This window comes from Streptomyces lydicus (assembly GCF_000717345.1).
GTDB lineage: Bacteria > Actinomycetota > Actinomycetes > Streptomycetales > Streptomycetaceae > Streptomyces > Streptomyces lydicus.
This window is the reverse complement of record NZ_JNZA01000046.1, coordinates 1-20,673: the sequence shown is the minus strand read 5'-3', so window position 1 is coordinate 20,673 and position 20,673 is coordinate 1. Positions and strand designations below refer to the sequence as shown.

At 72.6% G+C, this 20,673-nt stretch carries 13 protein-coding genes; 8 read left to right on the top strand and 5 right to left on the bottom strand.

Going from position 1 to position 20,673, the window contains the following annotated elements:
- Positions 1-164 precede the first annotated feature (164 nt).
- Entirely contained in the window at positions 165-2,135 is a 1,971-nt protein-coding gene (gene recQ, locus OO62_RS32310; RefSeq protein ID WP_033271252.1) for a DNA helicase RecQ, read from the bottom strand.
- Between the two features lie 430 nt (positions 2,136-2,565).
- Between recQ and OO62_RS32305 the strand changes: the two genes are divergently transcribed.
- Positions 2,566-3,408, top strand: coding sequence for an IPT/TIG domain-containing protein (locus OO62_RS32305; protein WP_033271230.1), 843 nt, complete (start codon positions 2,566-2,568; stop codon positions 3,406-3,408).
- Positions 3,409-3,561: 153 nt separating this feature from the next.
- Here OO62_RS32305 and OO62_RS32300 read toward each other — a convergent pair whose 3' ends face one another.
- Positions 3,562-4,521 (bottom strand): tyrosine-type recombinase/integrase, encoded by a 960-nt coding sequence (locus OO62_RS32300; protein ID WP_206738499.1) that lies wholly within the window; start codon positions 4,519-4,521, stop codon positions 3,562-3,564.
- A gap of 939 nt (positions 4,522-5,460) precedes the next feature.
- On the opposite strand from OO62_RS32300, the gene OO62_RS32295 reads away from it, so the two are divergent.
- The 4 genes from OO62_RS32295 (at position 5,461) to OO62_RS32280 (ending at position 14,322) form a co-directional block, all read left to right on the top strand.
- Complete coding sequence (locus OO62_RS32295) at positions 5,461-5,667, top strand: DUF5988 family protein (protein WP_033271229.1); 207 nt, start codon at positions 5,461-5,463, stop codon at positions 5,665-5,667.
- Positions 5,668-5,745: 78 nt separating this feature from the next.
- Positions 5,746-7,080: a beta-ketoacyl synthase N-terminal-like domain-containing protein gene (locus tag OO62_RS32290; RefSeq protein ID WP_180290050.1), complete on the top strand. Its 1,335-nt coding sequence runs from the start codon at positions 5,746-5,748 to the stop codon at positions 7,078-7,080.
- Between the two features lie 37 nt (positions 7,081-7,117).
- Positions 7,118-13,459, top strand: a complete 6,342-nt coding sequence (locus tag OO62_RS32285) for a type I polyketide synthase (RefSeq protein WP_078617474.1) — start codon at positions 7,118-7,120, stop codon at positions 13,457-13,459.
- A 335-nt stretch (positions 13,460-13,794) separates the two neighbouring features.
- Positions 13,795-14,322 (top strand): ATP-binding protein, encoded by a 528-nt coding sequence (locus OO62_RS32280; protein WP_228332466.1) that lies wholly within the window; start codon positions 13,795-13,797, stop codon positions 14,320-14,322.
- A gap of 148 nt (positions 14,323-14,470) precedes the next feature.
- On the opposite strand, the gene OO62_RS32275 is transcribed toward OO62_RS32280, so the two are convergent.
- The 3 genes from OO62_RS32275 to OO62_RS32260 all read right to left on the bottom strand — a co-directional run bounded on the left by OO62_RS32275 (position 14,471) and on the right by OO62_RS32260 (position 18,649).
- Positions 14,471-15,883, bottom strand: a complete 1,413-nt coding sequence (locus OO62_RS32275) for an NsdA family TPR-like regulatory protein (RefSeq protein WP_033271228.1) — start codon at positions 15,881-15,883, stop codon at positions 14,471-14,473.
- 1,325 nt (positions 15,884-17,208) lie between these two features.
- The gene (locus OO62_RS32265; protein ID WP_033271226.1) at positions 17,209-17,400 is read right to left on the bottom strand and encodes a hypothetical protein; all 192 of its coding nucleotides are present in this window, start codon (positions 17,398-17,400) and stop codon (positions 17,209-17,211) included.
- Positions 17,401-17,578: 178 nt separating this feature from the next.
- A complete protein-coding gene (locus tag OO62_RS32260) occupies positions 17,579-18,649 on the bottom strand; it encodes an alkene reductase (RefSeq protein ID WP_033271225.1) in 1,071 nt (356 codons plus the stop codon).
- 250 nt (positions 18,650-18,899) lie between these two features.
- Here OO62_RS32260 and OO62_RS32255 point away from each other — a divergent pair, with 250 nt between their 5' ends.
- The 3 genes from OO62_RS32255 to OO62_RS36725 all read left to right on the top strand — a co-directional run.
- Complete coding sequence (locus OO62_RS32255; protein WP_063739080.1) at positions 18,900-19,460, top strand: MarR family winged helix-turn-helix transcriptional regulator; 561 nt, start codon at positions 18,900-18,902, stop codon at positions 19,458-19,460.
- Positions 19,461-19,841: 381 nt separating this feature from the next.
- Positions 19,842-20,045: a cold-shock protein gene (locus OO62_RS32250; protein WP_033271224.1), complete on the top strand. Its 204-nt coding sequence runs from the start codon at positions 19,842-19,844 to the stop codon at positions 20,043-20,045.
- A 136-nt stretch (positions 20,046-20,181) separates the two neighbouring features.
- The coding region (locus OO62_RS36725) for a DEAD/DEAH box helicase (protein WP_037685603.1) at positions 20,182-20,673 on the top strand (492 nt) is incomplete at its 3' end.

Here is a 20,673-nt window from a genome sequence, read left to right as displayed (position 1 = left end):
GGGCCGCCGATAGGGGCGCGGTACGGCACAGCACGGTACGGAGCGTCCTTAACGGCAACCCGTACGTTGTGTAACAGCCAGCAAGATCTCTGGCACCGGTCGTGTGACGGACCGCCCCGCGCGGCCCGTCAAAGGCCGCACAGGGGGTCGAAGTGCCGGTGTGCTCACCAGTCGATGTCGTCCGGCGGCTCGGGCAGCGCCTCCTCGTCCGCCGGCTCGGGCTCGGGCGCCGTCCCCCGGCCCGCGGGCGCGGCCGCCGGGGCCGCGGGGGCCTCGCCACCGTCCCCGCCGTCCCCGCCGTCCCCGCCGGCCAGGACGTCCAGGATCTGCTCGCCGTACTTCGCGAGCTTGTTCTCGCCGACGCCGTTGACCGCGCCCAGTGCGGCGACCGTCGCCGGCCGGGCCGTGGCGATCTCCCGGAGCGTGGCGTCGTGGAAGATCACATACGCGGGGACGCCCTGCTCCTTGGCGGTGCGGCCCCGCCAGCCGCGCAGTGCCTCGAAGACCGGCAGCGCCTCCTCGGGCAGGTCCACCGGCGCCCGCTTGCCCGACGCCTTGGACCGGGCCGCCCGCGCGGGCTTCTCCGGCTCCCGCCGCATCGGCACCTCGCGCGCGCCGCGCAGCACCTCGCCGCTGGTGTCCGTGAGCACGAGGGTGCCGTAGTCACCCTCGACGGCGAGCAGGCCCTGGGCCAGCAACTGCCGCACCACGCCCCGCCATTCGGCCTCGCGGAGATCGGCGCCCACCCCGAAGACGCTCAGCTGGTCGTGGTCGAACTGAATGACCTTCGCGGTTTTCTTGCCCATCAGGATGTCGATGAGCTGGCCCGCTCCGAACTTCTGCCCCCGCTCGCGCTGCAGCCGTACGACCGTCGAGAGCAGCTTCTGCGCGGGGACCGTGCCGTCCCAGGTCTGCGGGGGCACCAGGCAGGTGTCGCAGTTGCCGCAGGGGGTGCTCTCCTGGCCGAAGTAGGCCAGCAGCCGGACCCGCCGGCACTGCACCGTCTCGCACAGCGCCAGCATCGCGTCGAGGTGCGCCGACAGCCGCCTGCGGTGCGCCTCGTCGCCCTCCGACCCGTCGATCATCTTGCGCTGCTGCACCACGTCCTGGAGGCCGTACGCCAGCCAGGCCGTCGACGGCTGGCCGTCACGCCCGGCGCGGCCGGTCTCCTGGTAGTAGCCCTCCACCGACTTCGGCAGGTCCAGATGCGCCACGAACCGCACGTCCGGCTTGTCGATGCCCATGCCGAAGGCGATGGTGGCCACCACGACCAGCCCGTCCTCCCGCAGGAAGCGCGCCTGGTTCGCGGCGCGGGTACGGGCGTCGAGGCCGGCGTGGTACGGCACCGCCTCGATGCCGTTGTCCACCAGGAACTGCGCGGTCTTCTCCACCGAGGCGCGCGAGAGGCAGTAGACGATGCCCGCGTCGCCCGGGTGCTCCCCGCGCAGCAGCTCCAGCAGCTGCCGCTTCGGCTCGCTCTTGGTCGCGATCCGGTACTGGATGTTCGGCCGGTCGAAGCTGGCGACGAAGTGCCGGGCGTCCGCCATCCGCAGCCGGCTGCTGATCTCGCCGTGGGTGGCCTCGGTGGCGGTGGCGGTCAGTGCGATCCGCGGCACCTCGGGCCAGCGCTCGTGCAGCATCGACAGCGCCAGGTAGTCCGGCCGGAAATCGTGGCCCCACTGGGCGACGCAGTGTGCCTCGTCGATGGCGAAAAGTGAGATCTTGCCCCGGTCCAGCAGGTTCAGCGTCTGCTCCACCCGCAGCCGCTCCGGCGCGAGGTACAGCAGATCCAGCTCTCCGGAGAGGAACTCGGCCTCGACCAGCCGCCGCTCCTCCAGGTCCTGCGTCGAATTGAGGAAGCCGGCCCGCACGCCGAGTGCCCGCAGGGCGTCGACCTGGTCCTGCATCAGGGCGATCAGCGGCGAGATCACCACCCCGACACCGCTTCTGACCAGCGAGGGAATCTGGTAGCACAGCGATTTGCCGCCGCCGGTCGGCATCAGGACGACGGCGTCCCCGCCGCCTATGACGTGCTCGATGATCTCCTGCTGACTGCCGCGGAACGCGTCGTAGCCGAAGACCCGGCGCAGCACCTGCACCGCCTCGCCCGCCTCGGGAGCACCTTCCACATCCATGTCCACGACCACTTCCACGTCCGCCTGAGCCATTCCTGAAGCCTACGAGCTTCGCGGAGTGCTCTGCCGCGGCCTGTGGACAACCGTGGTGATTGCGCCGGAATGCGCGCTGGGCCGAACGGGTGCCCTGGTGTCAAGGCCGTTGTCGGTCGGCAGCACCTCTGGGTTACTGGTGGTGCCTGGTCGGTGGGCCGTCCATCCCCCTCGGGCTTCAGCAGTCGGTCCGCCCGCCGCCCCTCGTGTGGGGCGGCGGGGGGCCGGCCGGCAGCACGGCGGCCCCGCACACTCCCCAGGTGTGATCCGGCCCGATGTGCCCGCCCGAGCCGTTCTCCCGTACGGCCGGCTGCTGCCAGTGCCCGGGCTCCGAGGACGCACCGCGTCCGTCGCGAGCGGAGCCGGGCAACAAGCCGCAGACAGCAGGAGGACTTGCATGTCCACACCCACACCCCAACTGATCTCGCCCGTCCAGCAGCCGCACCTCCAGTCCCTCGGGCTGGGGCCCGTGCTGCTCGCCGTGCTGCCGAACTCGGGGCCGACCTCGGGCGGCAACACCGTGACCCTGGTCGGGCTGGGCCTGGCCGGCACCACCACCGTCCTCATGGGGGGCACGCCGGCCACCATCGTCGGGCAGGACCCCCTCGGGCTGACCGTCTCGGTGCTCGCCCCGGCGCACGCCGCGGGTGCCGTACAGGTCACCGCGACCAACGCGGTGGGCACCACCAACCCGGTGACATACGTCTACGTGACGGGGACGCCGCCGCTGCCGCCCACCGCCACGGTGATCGTCCCCGCCTCGGGGCCGACCGCGGGCGGTACCCCGTTCACCGTCCTCGGTGCCAACCTCCAGGGCGGGACCGTCACCTTCGGTGGCACCCCGGCCACGGTCCTCGGTACGGACCCCACCGGCACCGTGCTGTTCGGCCTCACCCCGGCCGGACCCGCCGGCGGCGGCAACGTCCCGGTCGTCGTGACGACCCCGAGCGGCACCGCGACCGTCCCCGGCGGATTCACCTACCTCCCGCCGGCCCCGGTGGTCACCGTCCCGGTGACGCCGACCTCGGCGACCGCCGGGTCCACCTTCTCCCTCTCCGGCACCGGCCTGTCCGGTGCGACCGTGCTCTTCGGGGGCACTCCCGCCACCGGAGTCACGGTCAACGGGACCGGCACCTCCCTCACCGGGACGGTCCCGCCCGGCACCGTCGGGTCGACCGTGACGGTGACCGTCCAGACCCTGGGCGGCACCGCCAACGCCGGTACCTTCACCTACCTGTGAGGTGAAGGAGAGCTCTCCGGGAGGTAGGCGGCCCGGGTCCGTGACGCCGGATCCCGCGGGCGGCTGGATGTCCTGCCCGTAGGAGACGGCCGAAGGCTCCGGTGCCGTCGCCCCTCGGAGGGCGCAGTACGACCGACCCGGCCCCCGCCCGCTTCACGGGCGGGGGCCGGCTCCTGGCCGGGGCTCCCGGCCGTCCGCCGTCGCCGCGGGGGGAACGCCGCCGGGCGGCAGATAGCGCCGGACGGCCTCCAGCGACGGGCGCTCGGCGACCTGGCAGAGCACGGGCAGCGGAACCCCGGCGTCCGCCATCCACGTCAGCCCGGTGTGCCGCAGGTCGTGGCGCAGCAGATACGGGTGCCCGAGGTCGACCACGACGTCGTCCCAGCCGGTCGCCTCGCGCAGTACCGCGGTGGAGAACCGGCGGCGGGCCGGGCCGGTGAACAGCCGGGCCTGCGGGGTGTGCCGCGCCGCCTCCAGCCGCCCGGCCACCAGCATCCGGGCGGCGGGGCGCAGCGGCACCGTCCGCCGGCTGCGGCCGCGGGAGGCGCAGTCCACCAGGCCGCCCGGCTCGGACACCGTGCGCCGGCACACCTGCCAGGTCCAGCTGTCGGTGTCGATGTCCTGCGCCCGGAGGGCGGAGACCTCGGCGAAGCGGGTGCCCGTCCAGGCCGCGAAGCGCACGATGTCGCCCCAGCCCGGGTAGCCGTCCGGGGACCGCTGGACGAGGAGGGCCGCCAGCCGGTCGAGCGCCTCCGGGCCGGGCAGCGCCAGCTGCCGCGGTGCCGCGTGCTCGGCCTGGGCGCGCTGGAACTCCTGCTGCCAGCCGGTCACCCGGGCCGGATTGGCGTCCAGCAGGCCGTCGCGGACGGCCTGCTCCAGGACGCGCACCAGCACGGCGAGGCTGTTCTTCACCGTCGACAGGCCGCACTCGTCGGCGATCCAGCAGTGCAGCGCGCGGTTGACGACCCGGCGGGTCATCCGGCGTACGAGGACGTGCCCGATGCTGGGCAGGACGCGCAGCCGCCACCCGGCCCGGTAGGGCGACATGGTCAGCGGCTCCAGCCCGTCTATCGCGGTCTGCCACCGGTGTTCCCCGTACTCGGCGAGCGTCATCGTGGGGGTGTCGCTCGCGTGGGAAGACCGGCACACCGAATCAAACGTCATTAGCGAATGGCCCTTGTCTGATGGGGAGTTGTCGGCAGTCCGGTGTGTGGGGAGACCGCGGGGTACTCGTGCGCGCGGAGCCGGTTCGGGACCGGCGGCCACGTCAATTGGCCTTACTGGGCGGCGTGTTCGGGCCGGGACTGGTGTCCCGGCGGACCAAACGCCGGCCGGGCGGCCGCTCTACGGGCGCCGGGCACCCCGTGCGTGAATGCCGAGCGGCGCGCGCAATGTTGCACACAGCCCCATTTCGCGGTGGAGCGGAAGAAGTGAGCAAGGCGGCGCTGCATCAGTCATGAGCGAATTAAAGACATCGACCAATGCCGCGGCGCAAGTTGGTACGAGTTTCCAGTTTTCGCGCTGCTCCGAACGGGTGGCCTTATCGGTTGACTGTTGTAGCGCGTCTATGCGACGTGGATAACTTGTCGCATCCAACCGGTGGGCCGCCCACCCTCTCCGGGGAGCGGCATCTGGCCTACTCGTTGGCCCGGCCCCGTGCCTGGTTGCGGTCAGACCGTGGTGCCGTATGGGCGTCCCCGGTAGAGGGTTTTGGATCCGTCAGCCGGTGTCGATTTCGGCACCGGCTGATCGGCCCCCCACCCTTCGACCGAGGGGGCGTCATGCGATCGAATACCGCCGGCCGGCGGGGGAACGGCACCTGTGTCCCGCCCCCGGCCCGCGGCCGCGGCCGCCGCTCGCGCCGCCGCCCACGCCCCTCCCGCCCGGTGCCGCTCCGCAGGCCACGCCGGGTCGGCCGGCGCCCCCTTCCCCCCGGCAGCCGCCGCTCGCGGTGACCTCTTTGCAGGTTCCCCCGCCGCACATCTGTATCCGGACCAGCCGGCGCACCGGCTGAGATCAGCACACCCTGAGACGAACACCGGAGAGTGCAGCATGGCGCGAAGAAACATCGTGATTCTCGTCGACGAGCCCGGTGGAAAGGCCCTGCCGGAGAACTCGCGCGAGGATGTCCGGGACCCGGTAAGGCTCGTGCGTGGCAATGGCTACGAGCGCTTCGAATTCTACGGCGAATACGCCGAGTTGGACGGAGAGCAGGTCCCCGTCTATCGCTGGCATTACCGCACAACCATCGCCGAGTAGGCGCCGTGCGGCCCGAGAAGAGCGCAGTTCGCAGAGGAGCGGGAACATGATGATCCTCGTGAGGGACGGAGTCCTGTCGTGAACCGAGAAGTCAGGAACCCCGAAGAGTACGATCCGGACCGGAGCGCCGTGGTGACCGGTGTCGGATTCTGTCTGCCGGGCGCGGAGAAGCCGGTCTTCACCGCCGAAGAAGCCTGGGACGTCGCCGTCAACGGCCAGTCCTGTCTGCAGTACGACGAGGTCTATTACGGCTCCGTCAATCTGACCCAGGAGATGTTCGACGAGCGTTTTCCGGACCTTCCCCCTTTCTTTTCCCGGCATTACACCAAGGCCCACAGATACGGCCTGGTATCGCTCGCGCAGGCATGTGCGGACGCCGGGCTGAATTACCGCGCCGGGGCGCTCGGCGAGGCCGCGGTCCTGGTGGGGCGCGGCGGTGTGGACGCGAATGTCGAGAGCTATCTCTCGGTACTGCGCGCCGACCCCGCCACGACCACCGCACCGGAGGCGATGGAGCTGTTCGTCGCCGCCCAGCAGGCCGTCACCCCGTCCGACGTCGCGCTGGTGCAGGCCGCGCTGACCCGCTCCAACGGCCCCTGCTACACCGTCTCGTGCGGCTGCGCCTCGTCCGCCGTACAGATCGCCAACGCCAAGCGGATGATCGCCCACGGCGAGGTCGACATCGCCGTCGTGACCGGGGTCGACGTCTTCGACATGCGGCTCATCCAGAACATCCAGCGGCTGCTGCACGGCGCGCAGCAGACCTACGACGCGCTGCGCACCCCGGACATGCCGGAGCTGGTGCCGTCCTTCCTCTCCCTGATGCGGCCCTACGACCGGCGGGCCGACTGCATCAACCACGGGGAGGGCTCGGCCACCCTGATCCTGGAGAGCCGGGAGCACGCCACCCGGCGCGGCGCGCACCGCTACGGCCAGGTGCTGTCCACCGCCATGACCCGGGACGGGCTGGCCAACCCGCTCGCGTGCGACGAGACCGGCAGCGAACTGGTCGCCGCGGTCCGCCGCTGCCTCGGCGACCGGTGGGACCTGAACAACGTGCCGTACGTGCACGGCGGCAGCGACGGCAACATCGTCGTCACCGCCTTCGAGTCGCAAGCCGTCCGGGAGCTGTACGGGCCCGACCGCCGTCCGCTGATGACGTCCCAGGAGGGCTGCTTCGGCCACAACGGCGCCCCGGCCGGCTGCGTGGGCGTCGCCCTGACGCTGATGATGATGGAGTACGGGCAGGTGTGCCCCACCGCGAACTGCGAACAGCCCGCCGACGGGCTGTCGTTCGACCCCGTCCCCGGCGTGCGGCCCCGCCCGCTCGACTTCGACTACGCGCTGACCTTCAACTACCAGGTCGGCGGCGTGAAGAACGCCATCCTCCTCGGCAGCAACCAAGCCGTCTGACCCGGCCGGACCACGCCGACGTACGTACGGAGACGCGATGACCAACCACACACCCCTTCCCGCACCCGGGCCGCACACCGCCGGCAGCTCCGAGCCCCTCGCCGTCATCGGCATGGGCTGCCGGCTGCCCGGGGACATCCACACGCCGGCCGCCCTGTGGCGGCTGCTGGCCGAGGCCCGGGACGCGGTGGGCGACCTGCCCGCCGAGCGCCGGCGGCTGGCCCCCGGCGGATCCCTGGGCCGCGGCGACCCCGGGAGCGAGACCGCGCGTCAGGGCGGCTATCTGCGCGAGGTCACCGGGTTCGACGCCGCCTTCTTCGGCGTCGCCGGCCGCGAGGCCGACGCCCTGGACCCGCAGCACCGGCTGCTGCTGGAGGTCACCTGGGAGGCGCTGGAGCACGCCGGCCTCCCGCCGGAGCGGATGCACGCCACCCCCACCGGCGTCTTCACCGGCATCAGCTACGCCGACTACATGGACCACCTCGCCGGCGGGCCCCAGGAGCTGGAGGGGTCGATCCTGACCAACGGCCACTGCGTGGCCGCGGGCCGGATCTCGTACCTGCTGGGGCTGCACGGCCCGTGCGTGGCGCTGGACACCGCCTGCTCCTCGTCGCTGGTGGCGGTGCACATGGCGGGCCGGGCGCTGAACGCCGGCGAGTGCGACCTGGCGCTGGCCGGCGGCGTCACGCTCACCTTCCACCCCCGCATCACCCGCTCGTTCGCCAGGATGGGCATGCTGTCGTCCAGCGGCCGCTGCCGGAGCTTCGATGCCGGCGCCGACGGGTTCGTCCGCGGTGAGGGCTGCGGCGTGGTGGTGCTCAAGCGCCTCGACGACGCGTTACGGGACGGCGACCGGATCCTGGCGGTGCTGCGCGGCTCGGCGACGAACCAGGACGGTTCGTCCGACGGGCTGGCCGCGCCCTCCGCGGACGCCCAGCGGGCCCTGTACCGGGAGGCCCTCCGCCGCTCCGGGGTCGACCCCCACGACGTGGGGATGGTCGAGGCCCACGGCACCGGCACGCCGGTCGGCGACCCCGTCGAGTTCGCCGGCCTCGCCGACGTCTACGGCGAGGGGCCGGGCCGCTGCGCCCTGACGTCGGTGAAGACGAACGTCGGGCACCTGGAGCCGGCCGCCGGCGTCACCGGCCTGATCAAGAGCGTGCTGTGCCTCCAGCGCGGTGCCGTACCGGCGAACCTGCACTTCCGGCGCTGGAACCCGGCCATCAGCGCGGCCGGCACCCGCTTCTTCGTCCCCACCGAACTCACCTCCTGGCCGCTGGCCACGCCCACCCGGCTGGCCGCGGTGTCCTCCTTCGGCTTCTCGGGGACCAACGTCCACGTCCTGCTGGAGCAGGCCCCGCAGCCGGCCGCCCCGCGGCGCTCCGCGCCCCCGGCGCCGGCCGCCCCCGAGGTGTTCCTGCTGGGGGCCGGGTCCCCGGACGTACTGCCCGCCGCGGCCGCCGGGCTCGCGGACTGGGTGGAGGGCAGCGAGGGCGCGAACGTACCGCTGCGGGACCTCGCGCACACCCTGGCCCTGCGGCGCTGCGCGGGCCGCGGCCGGCTGGGGCTGGTGGCGGCCGGGCGGCGCGAACTGGTCGGCGCGCTGCGGGCGTTCGCCGACGGCCGGCGCCACCCGGCGGTGTTGACCGGCGCCGTCGGCGCGGCCGTGCAGCGGCAGCCGGTGTGGGTGTTCTCCGGGCACGGCTCCCAGTGGCCCGGCATGGGCCGCGGCCTGCTGAAGAGCGAACCGGCCTTCCTCGACGCGCTCACCGAGGCCGACGAACTCATCCGGGCGCAGAGCGAGGTGTCGGTGCTCGACGTGCTGCGGCGCGGCAAGCCCGTGCAGGGCTGCGGCACCGTGCAGCCGGTGCTGTTCGCCCTCCAGATCGCCCTCGCCGCCACCTGGCGCGCGTACGGGGTGGAACCGGCCGCGGTGATCGGCCACTCGATGGGCGAGGTCGCCGCGGCGGTGGTGGCCGGGGCCCTGTCGCTGGCCGACGGGGTCCGGGTGATCTGCCGCCGCTCCGGTCTGCTGAGCGACATCGCCGGCACCGGCAGCATGCTGAGCGTCGGACTGAGCGCCGCCGCGGTCCGCGAGGAGCTCGCCGACGGAGCGTCCGAGACCGTTTCGGTGGCCGTGCTGTCCTCGCCCGACTCGACGGTGGTGGCCGGGCGGACCGCGGAGGTGAGCCGGCTGGCCGCCGCCTGGGAGGCGCGCGGCGTCCCGGTCTTCCCGATCGCCGTGGACGTCGCCTCGCACTGCCCGCTCGTCGACCCGGTGCTGCCGGCGCTGCGCACCGCGCTGGCCGGGCTCACCCCCCGGCCGGCCGAGGTGCCGTTCTACTCGACCGTCGTCGACGCCGGGACCACGCCGGCCTTCGACGCCGACTACTGGTGCGACAACCTGCGCCGCCCGGTCCGGTTCGCCGAGGCGGTGGCCGCCGCCGCGGCCGACCGGCACCAGGTCTACGTCGAGCTCTCGCCGCACCCCGTCGTCACCCACTCCGTCGAGCGGAGCCTGGAGGGGCTGGCCGGCACCCCCGTCGTGCTGCCCACGCTGCGCCGCGAGGAGGACGAACAGACCACGCTGCGCACCCAGCTCGCCGCCCTGCACTGCGCCGGCGTGCCGGTCGACTGGCGTCGCCTCTACGCCGACGGGCAGCTCGTCGACGCCCCCACCCTCACCTTCGACCGCCGCCACCACTGGGCACACGGCCCGGACCCCGCGGACCCGGCCGGGGCCGCGGACGCCCCGCTGCCCGGCCTCCACACCGAGGTGCCCGGTGAGCCGGCGCGGCACTGCTGGCGCGCCGACGCGGGCACGGACGCGCTGCCCTGGCTCGCCGACCACCGCGTGCACGGCAACACGGTCCTGCCCGGTGCGGCCCACTGCGGGATGGCGCTCGCCGCCGCCTGCGAGGTGTTCGGTGCGGCCCCGCACGAAGTGGAGGTCACCGACGTCCACTTCGAGCAGCTGCTGCGCCTGGACCGGCACACCGAGCTCAGCACCGTCGTCACGATGACGGCCCCGGACCGCGCGCACTGCGAGATCCTGGCCCGGGGCGAGGACGGCGGCTGGGAGCGGCAGGCCGACGCGGTGCTGCACCGGCTGACCGTACGGCCGGAGGCGCGCACGAGATCCGTCGACGCGCTGCGGATGCGCCACCCGCTGCCGCTGGACCCGGCCGAGTTCTACGGCAGCCTGCGCCGGCGCGGACTGGAGCACGGCCCGGCCTTCACCGGGATCACCGAGCTGCGCTCCGTGCGCCACCACGACAGCTACGTCGCCGGGGTCGCGCTGCCGCCCGCGGCGAGCGATCCCGCGCCCGGACTGCCGGTCCACCCCGTACTCCTCGACCTGTGCGCCCAGTTGGCGGTCGCGCCGCTGATGCACGAGGACGACCAGGCCCTGGTGCTGCCGGTCGGTATGCAGGCGGTACGGGTCCTCGGCGACCCCGCGACCGCCGCGTACGGCCACGCGCACATCAGCGAGAACGCGCGGGACGCCGTCGTGGCGAACGTCCGCCTCCTGGACGAAGGCGGCACGGTGGTCCTCGCCGCCCACGGCATCCGCTTCGTACGACGGGCGGTGCGCGACACCCCGGCCGCCGACGACTGGCTGCTGGAGATCGGCTGGCAGCGGGCGGCCCGGCCCACCCCGGACGGCGGCGGCACACCGGGGAGCTGGCTGCTCGTGGGCGAGGCGGACGGCGCCGCCCGGGTGCTGGCCGCCGCGCTGCGCACCCGCTGCGCCCGTACGAGCGTCTGGGACCTGCCGCTGGACGACACCGGTCTCGACACCTTCCGCGACACCCTCACCGAGCGGCTCGCCGCCGGCCTCGAACCGCCGCGCGGCGTGGTGCTGGTGTGCGGGAGCCCGGGCGGCGGGGAGCCGGCCGAGCAGTCCCTGCGGCGCACCCGCCGGCTGCTCGGCGCCGTGCAGGCCGTCACCGGCACCACGGCCGCGCCGCGGCTGTGCGTCGTCACCCGGGGAGCCCGCAACGTCGAGCCGGGCGACACCGTCGACGTGGGCCAGAGCGCCCTGCGCGGGCTGGTGCGGGTCGCCGCGCTGGAACACCCCGAGCTGCGCCCGGCGCTGATCGACGCCGATCCCCGGCACGCCGACCCGACGGAAGTGGCGCTGGAGCTGCTGGCCGACGCGGACGACGACGAGGTCGCGCTGCGCGCCGGCGGCCGCTGGGTGGCCCGGCTGCGGCCCGCCCCGCAGGCGGCCCCCGAGAGCCGGGCCGCCACGCCCTGCACCGTGCGGCACGGCGTGGACGGCTTCCGGTTGCGCGCCGGCCGGCTGGGCGACCTGTCGAGCCTGGAGTACGCGGTCACCGGGCGGCGGCCGCCCCGGGCGGGCGAGGTCGAGGTGCGGGTCACCGCCGCCGGCCTGAACTTCCGGGACGTGCTGACCGCCATGGGCCTGCTCCCCGGCGACGAGGACGTCCGCTACCGGATCGGCTTCGAATGCTCCGGTGTCGTCAGCGCGGTGGGCGCAGGCGTGGACCGGCTCCAGGTCGGCGACGAGGTGATCGCCGTCGATCTGCGGGGCGGCGCCTTCGGGTCGTTCCTGACCGTGCCGGCCGAGACGGTGGCGCCGGTCCCGTTCGGCGTCGACCCCGTCGCCGCGGCCGGACTGCCGGTCGCCTTCGTCACGGCCTGGTACGCGCTGCGCCACGTGGCACGCCTCACCGCCGGGGAACGGGTGCTGATCCACTCGGCCACCGGCGGCACCGGGCTGGCGGCGATCGCGGTGGCCCGGTCGCTGGGCGCCGAGGTGCTGGCGACGGCCGGCAGCGAGGACAAGCGCCGCTACCTGCGGGGCATGGGCATCCGCCACGTCATGGACTCCCGGTCGCTGGACTTCGGCGAGCGCATCCGCGAGGTCACCGGCGAAGGCGTCGACGTGGTGCTCAACTCGCTGTCCGGGGCGGCCATCCGCACCGGTCTGGAGACGCTGCGCCCCTTCGGCCGGTTCGTGGAGCTCGGGGTGCGCGACATCCTCTCCGACGCCCCGCTGGGCATGCTGCCGCTGCGGCACAACGTCACCCTGCGCACCGTCGACCTGATCGAGCTGCGGCGCCACCGCCCCGGCGTGTTCACCGCCGTCTGGCAGGAGGTGCTGGACGAGTTCGAGGAGGAGCGGCTGAAGCCCCTGCACTGCACCGAGTATCCGCTCGGGGAAGCCGCCACCGCGTTCCGCACGATGGCCGCCGCCGACCACGTCGGCAAGCTCGTCCTGACCGTGCCCAACGGCGGCGAGGCGCGCGCGGTGCTGCCCGAGATGGACCTGCCCGTGCAGGAGGGCGGCGCCTACGTCGTCACCGGCGGCCTGCGCGGCCTGGGCCTGGCCACCGCGCAGTGGCTCGCGGAGCACGGCGCCGGCCACCTCGTCCTCAACGGCCGCTCCGCGCCGTCCCCGGAGGCCGCCCGGCTGATCGCCGGGCTCGGCGACGACACCACCAAGGTCTCGGTGGTCCTCGGCGACATCGCCGAACCCGGCACCGCGGAACGGCTGGTGGCCACCGCGGCCGCCGACGGATCGCGGCTGCGCGGCATCGTGCACTGCGCGATGGTCCTCGACGACGCGGTGCTCACCAACGTCTCCGACGAGCAGCTGGCGAAGGTCTGGCTGCCGAAGGCCGTCGGCGCCTGGCATCTGCACCAGGCCACCGCGGGCCATCCGCTGGACTGGTTCGCGGCGTTCTCCTCGATGGCCTCGCTGCTGGGCAACCCCGGCCAGGGCGCCTACGCCGCGGCGAACTCCTGGCTCGACGGCTTCGCGGCCTGGCGCTCGGGGCAGGGCCTGCCCACCCTCGCGGTCAACTGGGGCCCCTGGGGCGAGATCGGCGTCGCGACGGACTTCGGGCGGCGCGGCTACCGCACCATCCCCACCGACCAGGGCATGGCCGCGCTGCACAGCCTGCTCGCCCGACGGCGGGTGCAGACCGGTGTGCTGCCCGGTCCGCCGGAGACCTGGCTGCCCTCCGCGGGCCGGCACCTGCCGTTCTTCAGCGCGGTCGCGGCCTCCGGCGAACGGCCGGCGGACCGGCCGGCCGGCCCCGACGACACCGAGGACCTGCGCGCCCGGCTCGTCGCGCTGCCCGCCGGACTGGCGCGCCGGGCCGCCCTGGAGGACTTCCTCGCGGGCCACGTCCGCGCCGTGCTCAGGCTGGGCGACGGCCCCCTCGATCCGCAGACCCCGCTGAAATCACTGGGATTCGACTCCCTGCTGGCCATGGAGCTGCGCGGGCGCGTCGAGCGTTCCGCCGGCGTCACCCTCGCCCGGGACTTCGTCTGGCAGCACCCGACGCTCGCGGCGCTCGCCGAGGGCGTCGCGGGCCTGCTGGGGCTGGAGCTGACCGCCACGTAACGGCGGCCGGCACGCATCATCCCGCGTTCGGCGGGCACCCGACCGGTGTCCGCCGAACGCGGTGCTGTCCGGCCACGCTGTACCGTTCCCGGCGCCGATAACCCGGCAATGCAGCAATTTCTCGCGCATACGCAACCGTTTTCTTGCGCTGATAGTATTTCACTTCCCAATATTCGTGGCCGCGCTCAATGCTTCGTAGCGCGCCTTCCGGAGCGCTCTCCGCACTGCTTGAATGAATGAGAAAGCCAGAAGTGGAATCCCGGAACGGATCGGTTTTCCGTGAATTCAAGACGTGATATCGGGGGTCCCGCGAGGCACCTACGAAAGGGGTAGTCGTGTTACCCACCATGCACGGCGCCGACGTCATACTGACAGCCCGGCACATCGACACCTGGCCCGCCGCCAGGAGCGCGCTGGTTCCCGCCGACGGCTGGCGCACAGCAGGCCGGCTTTCCATCGGCCTGCCCCCGCTGGAGCGATCCGTACCGGTCTGCCGCGTCCTGGCCCGCGCCTGGCTCGACGGGCAGCGGATCCACGCCGAGGACACCCGCCACCTCGTCCTCCTCGTGCTCTCCGAGCTCGTCACCAACGCGATCCAGCACTCCGCCAGCATGCGCATCACCTGCCGGCTGCGGAAGGCGGGGGACCTGCTGCACGTCGAGGTGCACGACAACGGCGGCACCCCCTGGGTACCGCGGATGCGCCGCCCCGGCCAGGGCCAGGAGCACGGCCGCGGACTGGAACTCGTCGCCAGGTCCGCCGTCCAGTGGGGCCGCCGGGTGGAGGCCGGCAACGGCTGCACCGTCTGGGCCTCGCTGCCGCTCACCGCGGGCGTGTGCACCGAGCGGCCCACGCCGCCGTGACGGACCCCGATGAGCGACCCGCGCCCGCCGGCTCCGCGCACCGCCCGGAGCCGCCCCCGACAGCCGACGGCCAGGAAGTACCGGTTCCGCGCCACCTCCCCCGCGGGACGGAGCGGTCCACCTGGCCGCCGGCGCCGCTACGTGCCCGTCATCGACCGGCCGCACGCTGCAGCGGCACCCGCGTCTCGCTCTCCTGCACCAGCGCGTCGAACGCGCAGGCCGGCTTGGTGTCCCGGTACGGCCGCAGCTCGGCCCGGAACGACTCCAGGTACCGCTCGCCCAGCGCCGACCGCATCCTTCCCAGCAGCGCCAGCGCCTGCTCACCGGCCCGGCACGCCTCCTCGACGTCACCGGCCTGCACCAGCGCGGAGGCCAGCAACAGCAGATCGATGGCGCGGCGGCGCACACGGGTCCGCGGATGCCGGGCCAGCGCCTCGGTGGCCCGCCGGGCCGCCTGACGCGGCTGCTGAAGATCGCGGTAGCAGTGCGCCAACTCGTCGGCCAGATAGGCCCGGTCGAAGTGTGCGATCCATTCCGGGGTGTCACCGGGCGCGGCATGCGTCATCGCCTCTAACGCCTTGTCGCCCAGCATCCCGCACATCCGGGCGTCCCCGAGGAGGGCGTAGCCCCGGGCCTCGGCCACGTAGAACAGCGCCTGCGCGGCCAGTGGCGCCTGCCCCCGCGTCCCTTCCTGGGCGGCCCGGGCGAGCTGCACCGCCTCCCTCGCGCACCCGGCGTCGACGGCAAGATGGCTGAGCCCCGACGCCAGTACGTAGCCGCCGTAGCAGCGGTCGTCCGCCGCCTGTGCGAGGCGCAGCGCCTGGATGTAGTACCGCTGCGCCAGGCCCGGTTGACCGGTGTCCAGGGCGGTGTACCCGGCGAACTCGGTCAGCCGGGCGGCCGCGGCGAACAGCTGGCGCCCGGTGGTCTCGCCGTAGCTGCCGGTCATCAGGCCCGACAGCACGCTGTTGAGGCACGAGACCACCACCGGACGCACATAGCCGCCGCCGATGCGGTGGTCGAGCTCCACCAGGGCCTCGGTCGTCGTCCGCACCAGCTCCACCTCGGCGGTCCCGGCCCGCGGACCCAGCCGCCGCTCCCGCGCCACCTCCGGGTCCACGGTGCTGATCAGCCAGTCCCTGCTCGGTTCGACCAGTGCGGAGGTGCCCATGGCGGCGCCGGACAGCGCGTCCCTGGACTCGGCGTCCATGTGCCACAGTTCGCGCACCTGTGCCAGCGCGTCCTCCACGTCCGCCGCGAAGTGCAGGCCGATCCCGCAGGTCACACTGTTGCCGTTGGCCATGCCGATCTCTTCGGTCGACACCGTACGGCCGAGTTTGCTGCTGAGCGCCTCAGCGATGATGGCCGGTACCCGGCCGCGGGGCCGCTGCCCTCTCAGCCACCGGCTCACGGACGTCTTGTCGTACCGCAGATCCAGCCCCTGCTCCTGCCCCAGGTCGTTCACCTGCCGGGCCAGCCCCGAGTTGGACACCGCGGCCTCCTGGATGAGCGATCGCAGCTGCTGGTTGATCTGTCGCGCGACGAGGGGTCGGGCGGCCATGGTGCGCCTCCATGCACATGCCTCCAACGCTTCACGTTGGCATATCCAGTGATACCGGAACTGGACAGGTCATTACCCAATAAGCGGGCACGAATCGCCATGACCGCAGTCAAGTCGCCGCCACGGCATCGCGCACAGTGGCGAAGGAGTGCGGCGCGGCTCCAGGCGTCTCCCGGTGGTGTCCGCCCGCCTGCGCACGCCCACCGGACGCTCCGGCGCCGGCGCTCCCCACCCCGCACAACATCCCAGGTCAGCGCGTCGTCCGGCCCCACTGGTCCCGCCCCGCCCCAAGCGGATACGCGCCCGCAGAACGGCCGTACGCTCCCGCGCCCGTACATTCGGAAGCCCGCTCAACTACTGCACAGCCCACCCAATACGGGCCCCCCGGGCCCCTTACCCCGGCCTCCACCACCCACCGCACGCACACCCCCCCAACACTTACCCGCTCCGGCCCGGCGCACCGCCCGCCGAAACGACTCCGCCCGGCAGCCGCCGACGTCTGCCCACGGAATGCCCGGGCGGCGGAACGGGCCCTCACCCGAATTCCTCCAGAACCTCGTACAGGTGGCCCTCCATCGGGTAAGGCGAACTCACTCCTCTTCTCAGCGAGAATTTCCTCACCGTCCGCGAACCTCTCCCGGACGATTTCCTCCAGCAGTTCAAGGGAGTCGAGACCGAAATCCCCTCGCTCCGGCGACCCCACCTCAGCCGCCCACCCGGGAAACGCCGCCCCCCGCCGGTCCAGCCACGCCACCAATTCCGGATGATCCGTGCCGGCCTTGCGGGCGACTTCTTCCACGGGAAGCACCACGACCGGCTCCCAGCCCGGCTCCCGCTCACGCACCTCCGCCACGGCCGCGCGCAGCCGCGCCACCTCCCAGGAAAAGGCATCCCCCGTACGCGTCCGCATCGCATGCGCGATGAGCAACAGCGGCGCGACGGGCTGCAGATCGAGCGCGGGATCAGGACAGACGACGGGCTGCCCCATGGGCGCCCCGGGACCCTTCCGCCGGTTCCACCCCCAGGTCCCGCCGGCGACGGTCAGCAGCACTTCACCGAGATACATCGTCGCGCAGAAGGCCCGCCGGGACTCCATCCCGATAGGCGAACCGGCTCCTCGGCGCGCAACTCCCGCAACGCCTCCGGGATCTCACCGACCCACAGATGCATCTCGTGCCGCGCGTCTTCGTTGTCGGCCATCCATCGACTCATGGGGCCCACTGCAGGAACGAGGTCTGACATCGCCCGGGTGAGTAACCTGACCTCAACGCCCCTTCAACGCAGACGAGTTGGACCGCAACCGGTACGCCGAGGCGCAACGCGCATCAGGAGCCGTTCAACGCATAGCGCGACGGGGACGCGTGCGACCCGCCGCGAACGGCCGCCGCCCACGCGTCCAGCAACTCCTCGTACTCGGCCTGCTCCTCCGGCCACAACGGCCGGCCACGGCGGACGGGCGCGACCATGAAGGCACGTATCGCCTCGTTCGCCTCATCAGGTGTGACAGGGGTGACCATGGCGCGAACGGTACAGCTCACCACTGACAACCGGGGCCCGATTCGCCGTAGTCACGCGAACGGCCCCCAGGGGAGGAGAACGACCTTGCCCCGGTTGCGGCGGGCCTCGATGTCGCCAGTGGAGAAGGGCCCGCACGCGCCGTCACTCGCGGTGCGGCCGCCTCGGCGGGGGCACCGCTCAGGCGGGGAGGGCGGGGTAGTCGGTGTAGCCGCGGTGGTCGCCGCCGTAGAAGGTGGCCGTGTCGGGGGAGTTGAACGGACCGCCGGAGGCGAGACGCCGGGGCAGGTCGGGGTTGGCCAGGAACAGCGCGCCGTAGGCCACCATGTCCGCGCTCCCGTCCTCGATCAGCGCCAGCGCGTCGGGGCCGGTGACGTCGGGGTAGGTGAACGGGTTGAGGACGAACGTGCCGGGCCAGACCTTGCGCAGCCGCGGGGTCAGCTCGCGGTTCGGCCCCTCCATCAGGTGCAGATAGGCCAGGTCCAGGCCGGCGAGCCGGTCCAGCAGGGCGAGGTAGACCTCGTCCGGGTTGTCCTCGGAGATGTCGTTGAACTGGTTCCCGGGCGAGATCCGCAGGCCGACCCGGTCGCTGCCGATCGCCTCGGCCACGGCCGTGGCGACCTCGACGGCGAAGCGGATCCGGCCCTCGGTGTCGCCGCCCCAGGCGTCGGTGCGGTGGTTGGTGTTGGGCGCGAGGAACTGGTGGATCAAGTAGCCGTTGGCGCCGTGCAGTTCCACGCCGTCGAACCCGGCCGCGACCGCGTTCCGGGCCGCGTCCGCGAAGTCGGCGACGGTCTGCCGGATCTCCGCCTCGGTCAGCTCCTTCGGCGTGACGAACTCCTTCGGCCCCTCGTGGGTGAAGACCTGGCCCTTGGCGGTCACGGCGGACGGCCCCACCGGGACCAGTCCGTCGGGCAGCAGGCTCGGGTGCCCGATCCGCCCGGTGTGCATCAGCTGCGCGTAGATCACACCGCCCTCGCGGTGCACGGCGTCGGTCACCGTCCGCCAGGCCCGCACCTGCCCGGCCGTGTGCAGGCCGGGGGTGTCGGGGTAGCCCTGGCCGAGCGGCGAGGGCTGGATGCCCTCGGTGACGATCAGCCCGGCCCCGGCGCGCTGCGCGTAGTACGTCGCCATCAGCTCGGTCGGCTCGGCGTCCGGCCCGTAGGCGCGGCTGCGGGTCATCGGCGCCATCACGAGGCGATTCGCCAGGTGCTTGCCGCCCAGGACGATCGGATCGAAAGCAGTGGTCATGGTCTCCTCCTCGGGAGATGTGAGGTGCCGCGGCACGGGAACTCGGGAGCCCGGTCCAGCGGATGCCTGTCTGAACAAGTAAATCACCTGTCCGAACAGATAACCAGCGTGAATCCCTTCCCGGGCTCGCATCTGAAGCGCGCAACACCCCTGTCACCTGCGCATATGTGGCTTGGTGTCGACGTGGGCGCGATGAGCCCTGGGGTTGAGAGATAGACTTAAGCTGACCGAACAGGAAAGTGAGATACAGATGACGCAGTCCACGCCGGCAGCCGGGAAGGGCCCCGCAGGGGTGGGGCCGGAGGCCACCGTTCCGGTGCCGGCCGCGGCGGGCGGCGGGCCGGTCAGCCACGCGATCTTCCGCCTGGCCCGTCTGCACCGCATGTTCGCCGGACAGCTCCTGCGCCGGATCGGCCTCCATCCGGGTCAGGAGCTGGTCATGATGCACCTGTGGGAACTCGGCCCCCAGCGCCAGACCGACCTGGTGCGCCTGATGGACTCCGACGCCGCCACCATGACCCGCACCGTCCGGCGCCTGGAGCAGGCCGGCTTCGTCCGTCGCCGCCCCTCACCCACCGACAAACGCGCCTCACTCATCGAGCCGACGGTGGCCAGCCACGCCCTGCGCCGCGAGGTCGAGCAGGTCTGGACCCAGTTGGAGGAACTCTCGACGGCCGGCCTCTCCGCCGACGAGCGCACCGCGGCCCTGCACACCCTGGAACGCCTGGAACAGAACCTCGTCCAGGCCGCGGCCGATGCGGCGGGGGTGACTGGTGTGGCCGGTGCTGCGGGTGAGGGCGGGGAGGAATAGCACCTCGACGGCAGGAGCGTGTGCCGTCCCGCGCCTGTGAACGCTGGGCGGTGGCCGAGGAGGCCGACGTATTTCCAATCGAATACGGGCGAGCGCCGACGCTGAATATCTCATGCCGCAACTACAGAAATGGCCACTGGTGCGGTAAGGGTTTTTTGCCCTCTCGAAAGCGTCGGGATCATGTGCCGCGCATCGCCGCCAGCACCGTGCTACCTTCGATCTCAGTTGCAGTTGTGGTTCCCAAGACTTCAAGCGTGCTCGCTGTCGTACATGGCGGAGCGCTTTCGTATTTCCGGTGTTTTGTTTCCGGACGGGCAATCAACGCAGCGATACGGAGCTCGCACGGTGCGGGCTCCGGGCACTGCCCCGAAGGAGATAGACATGGCTACTGGCACCGTGAAGTGGTTCAACGCGGAAAAGGGTTTCGGCTTCATCGAGCAGGACGGTGGCGGCGCTGACGTCTTCGCCCACTACTCGAACATCGCCGCCCAGGGCTTCCGTGAGCTGCTGGAAGGCCAGAAGGTGAACTTCGACGTCACGCAGGGCCAGAAGGGCCCGCAGGCCGAGAACATCGTTCCCGCCTGACGCTGACGCGTCACACCGTAGCTGGGGCCCGCACCTTGGGTGCGGGCCCCTTCATCGGTTCGTTCTTGCGATTCTCTGCGTTGTGGCTCATGGCCGCCGGGAATTCCTCGACGTACCGCATCGAGGAAGGTTCTCCATGAACCGCACAGCTCGCACGAATGACCGCTACTCCCGCTCCGGCTCAGGCCGCGGCGGCTACCGATCCGGTGGGCCGAACCGCTCGGGCACGGGTCGTTCGGGGGGCCCCGGACGGCGTCCCGCGACACGGCAGGGAGAGTTCGCCCTGCCCGTCACCCACACTCCCGCACTGCCCCCGGCCGAGACTTTCGCCGAGCTGGACATGCCGTCGACGCTGCTGGCGGCCCTCAGTGCGCAAGGTATGTCCGCCCCGTTCCCGATCCAGGCCGCCACGCTGCCGAACTCGCTGGCCGGACGTGATGTTCTGGGCCGCGGACGCACCGGTTCGGGCAAGACGCTCGCCTTCGGTCTGGCCCTGCTGGCCCGCATCGCCGGGCGGCGTGCCGAGTCCCGTCGGCCCCTGGCGCTGATCCTGGTCCCCACCCGGGAGCTGGCTCAGCAGGTCACCGACGCCCTGACCCCCTACGCCCGTTCGCTGACGCTGCGGCTG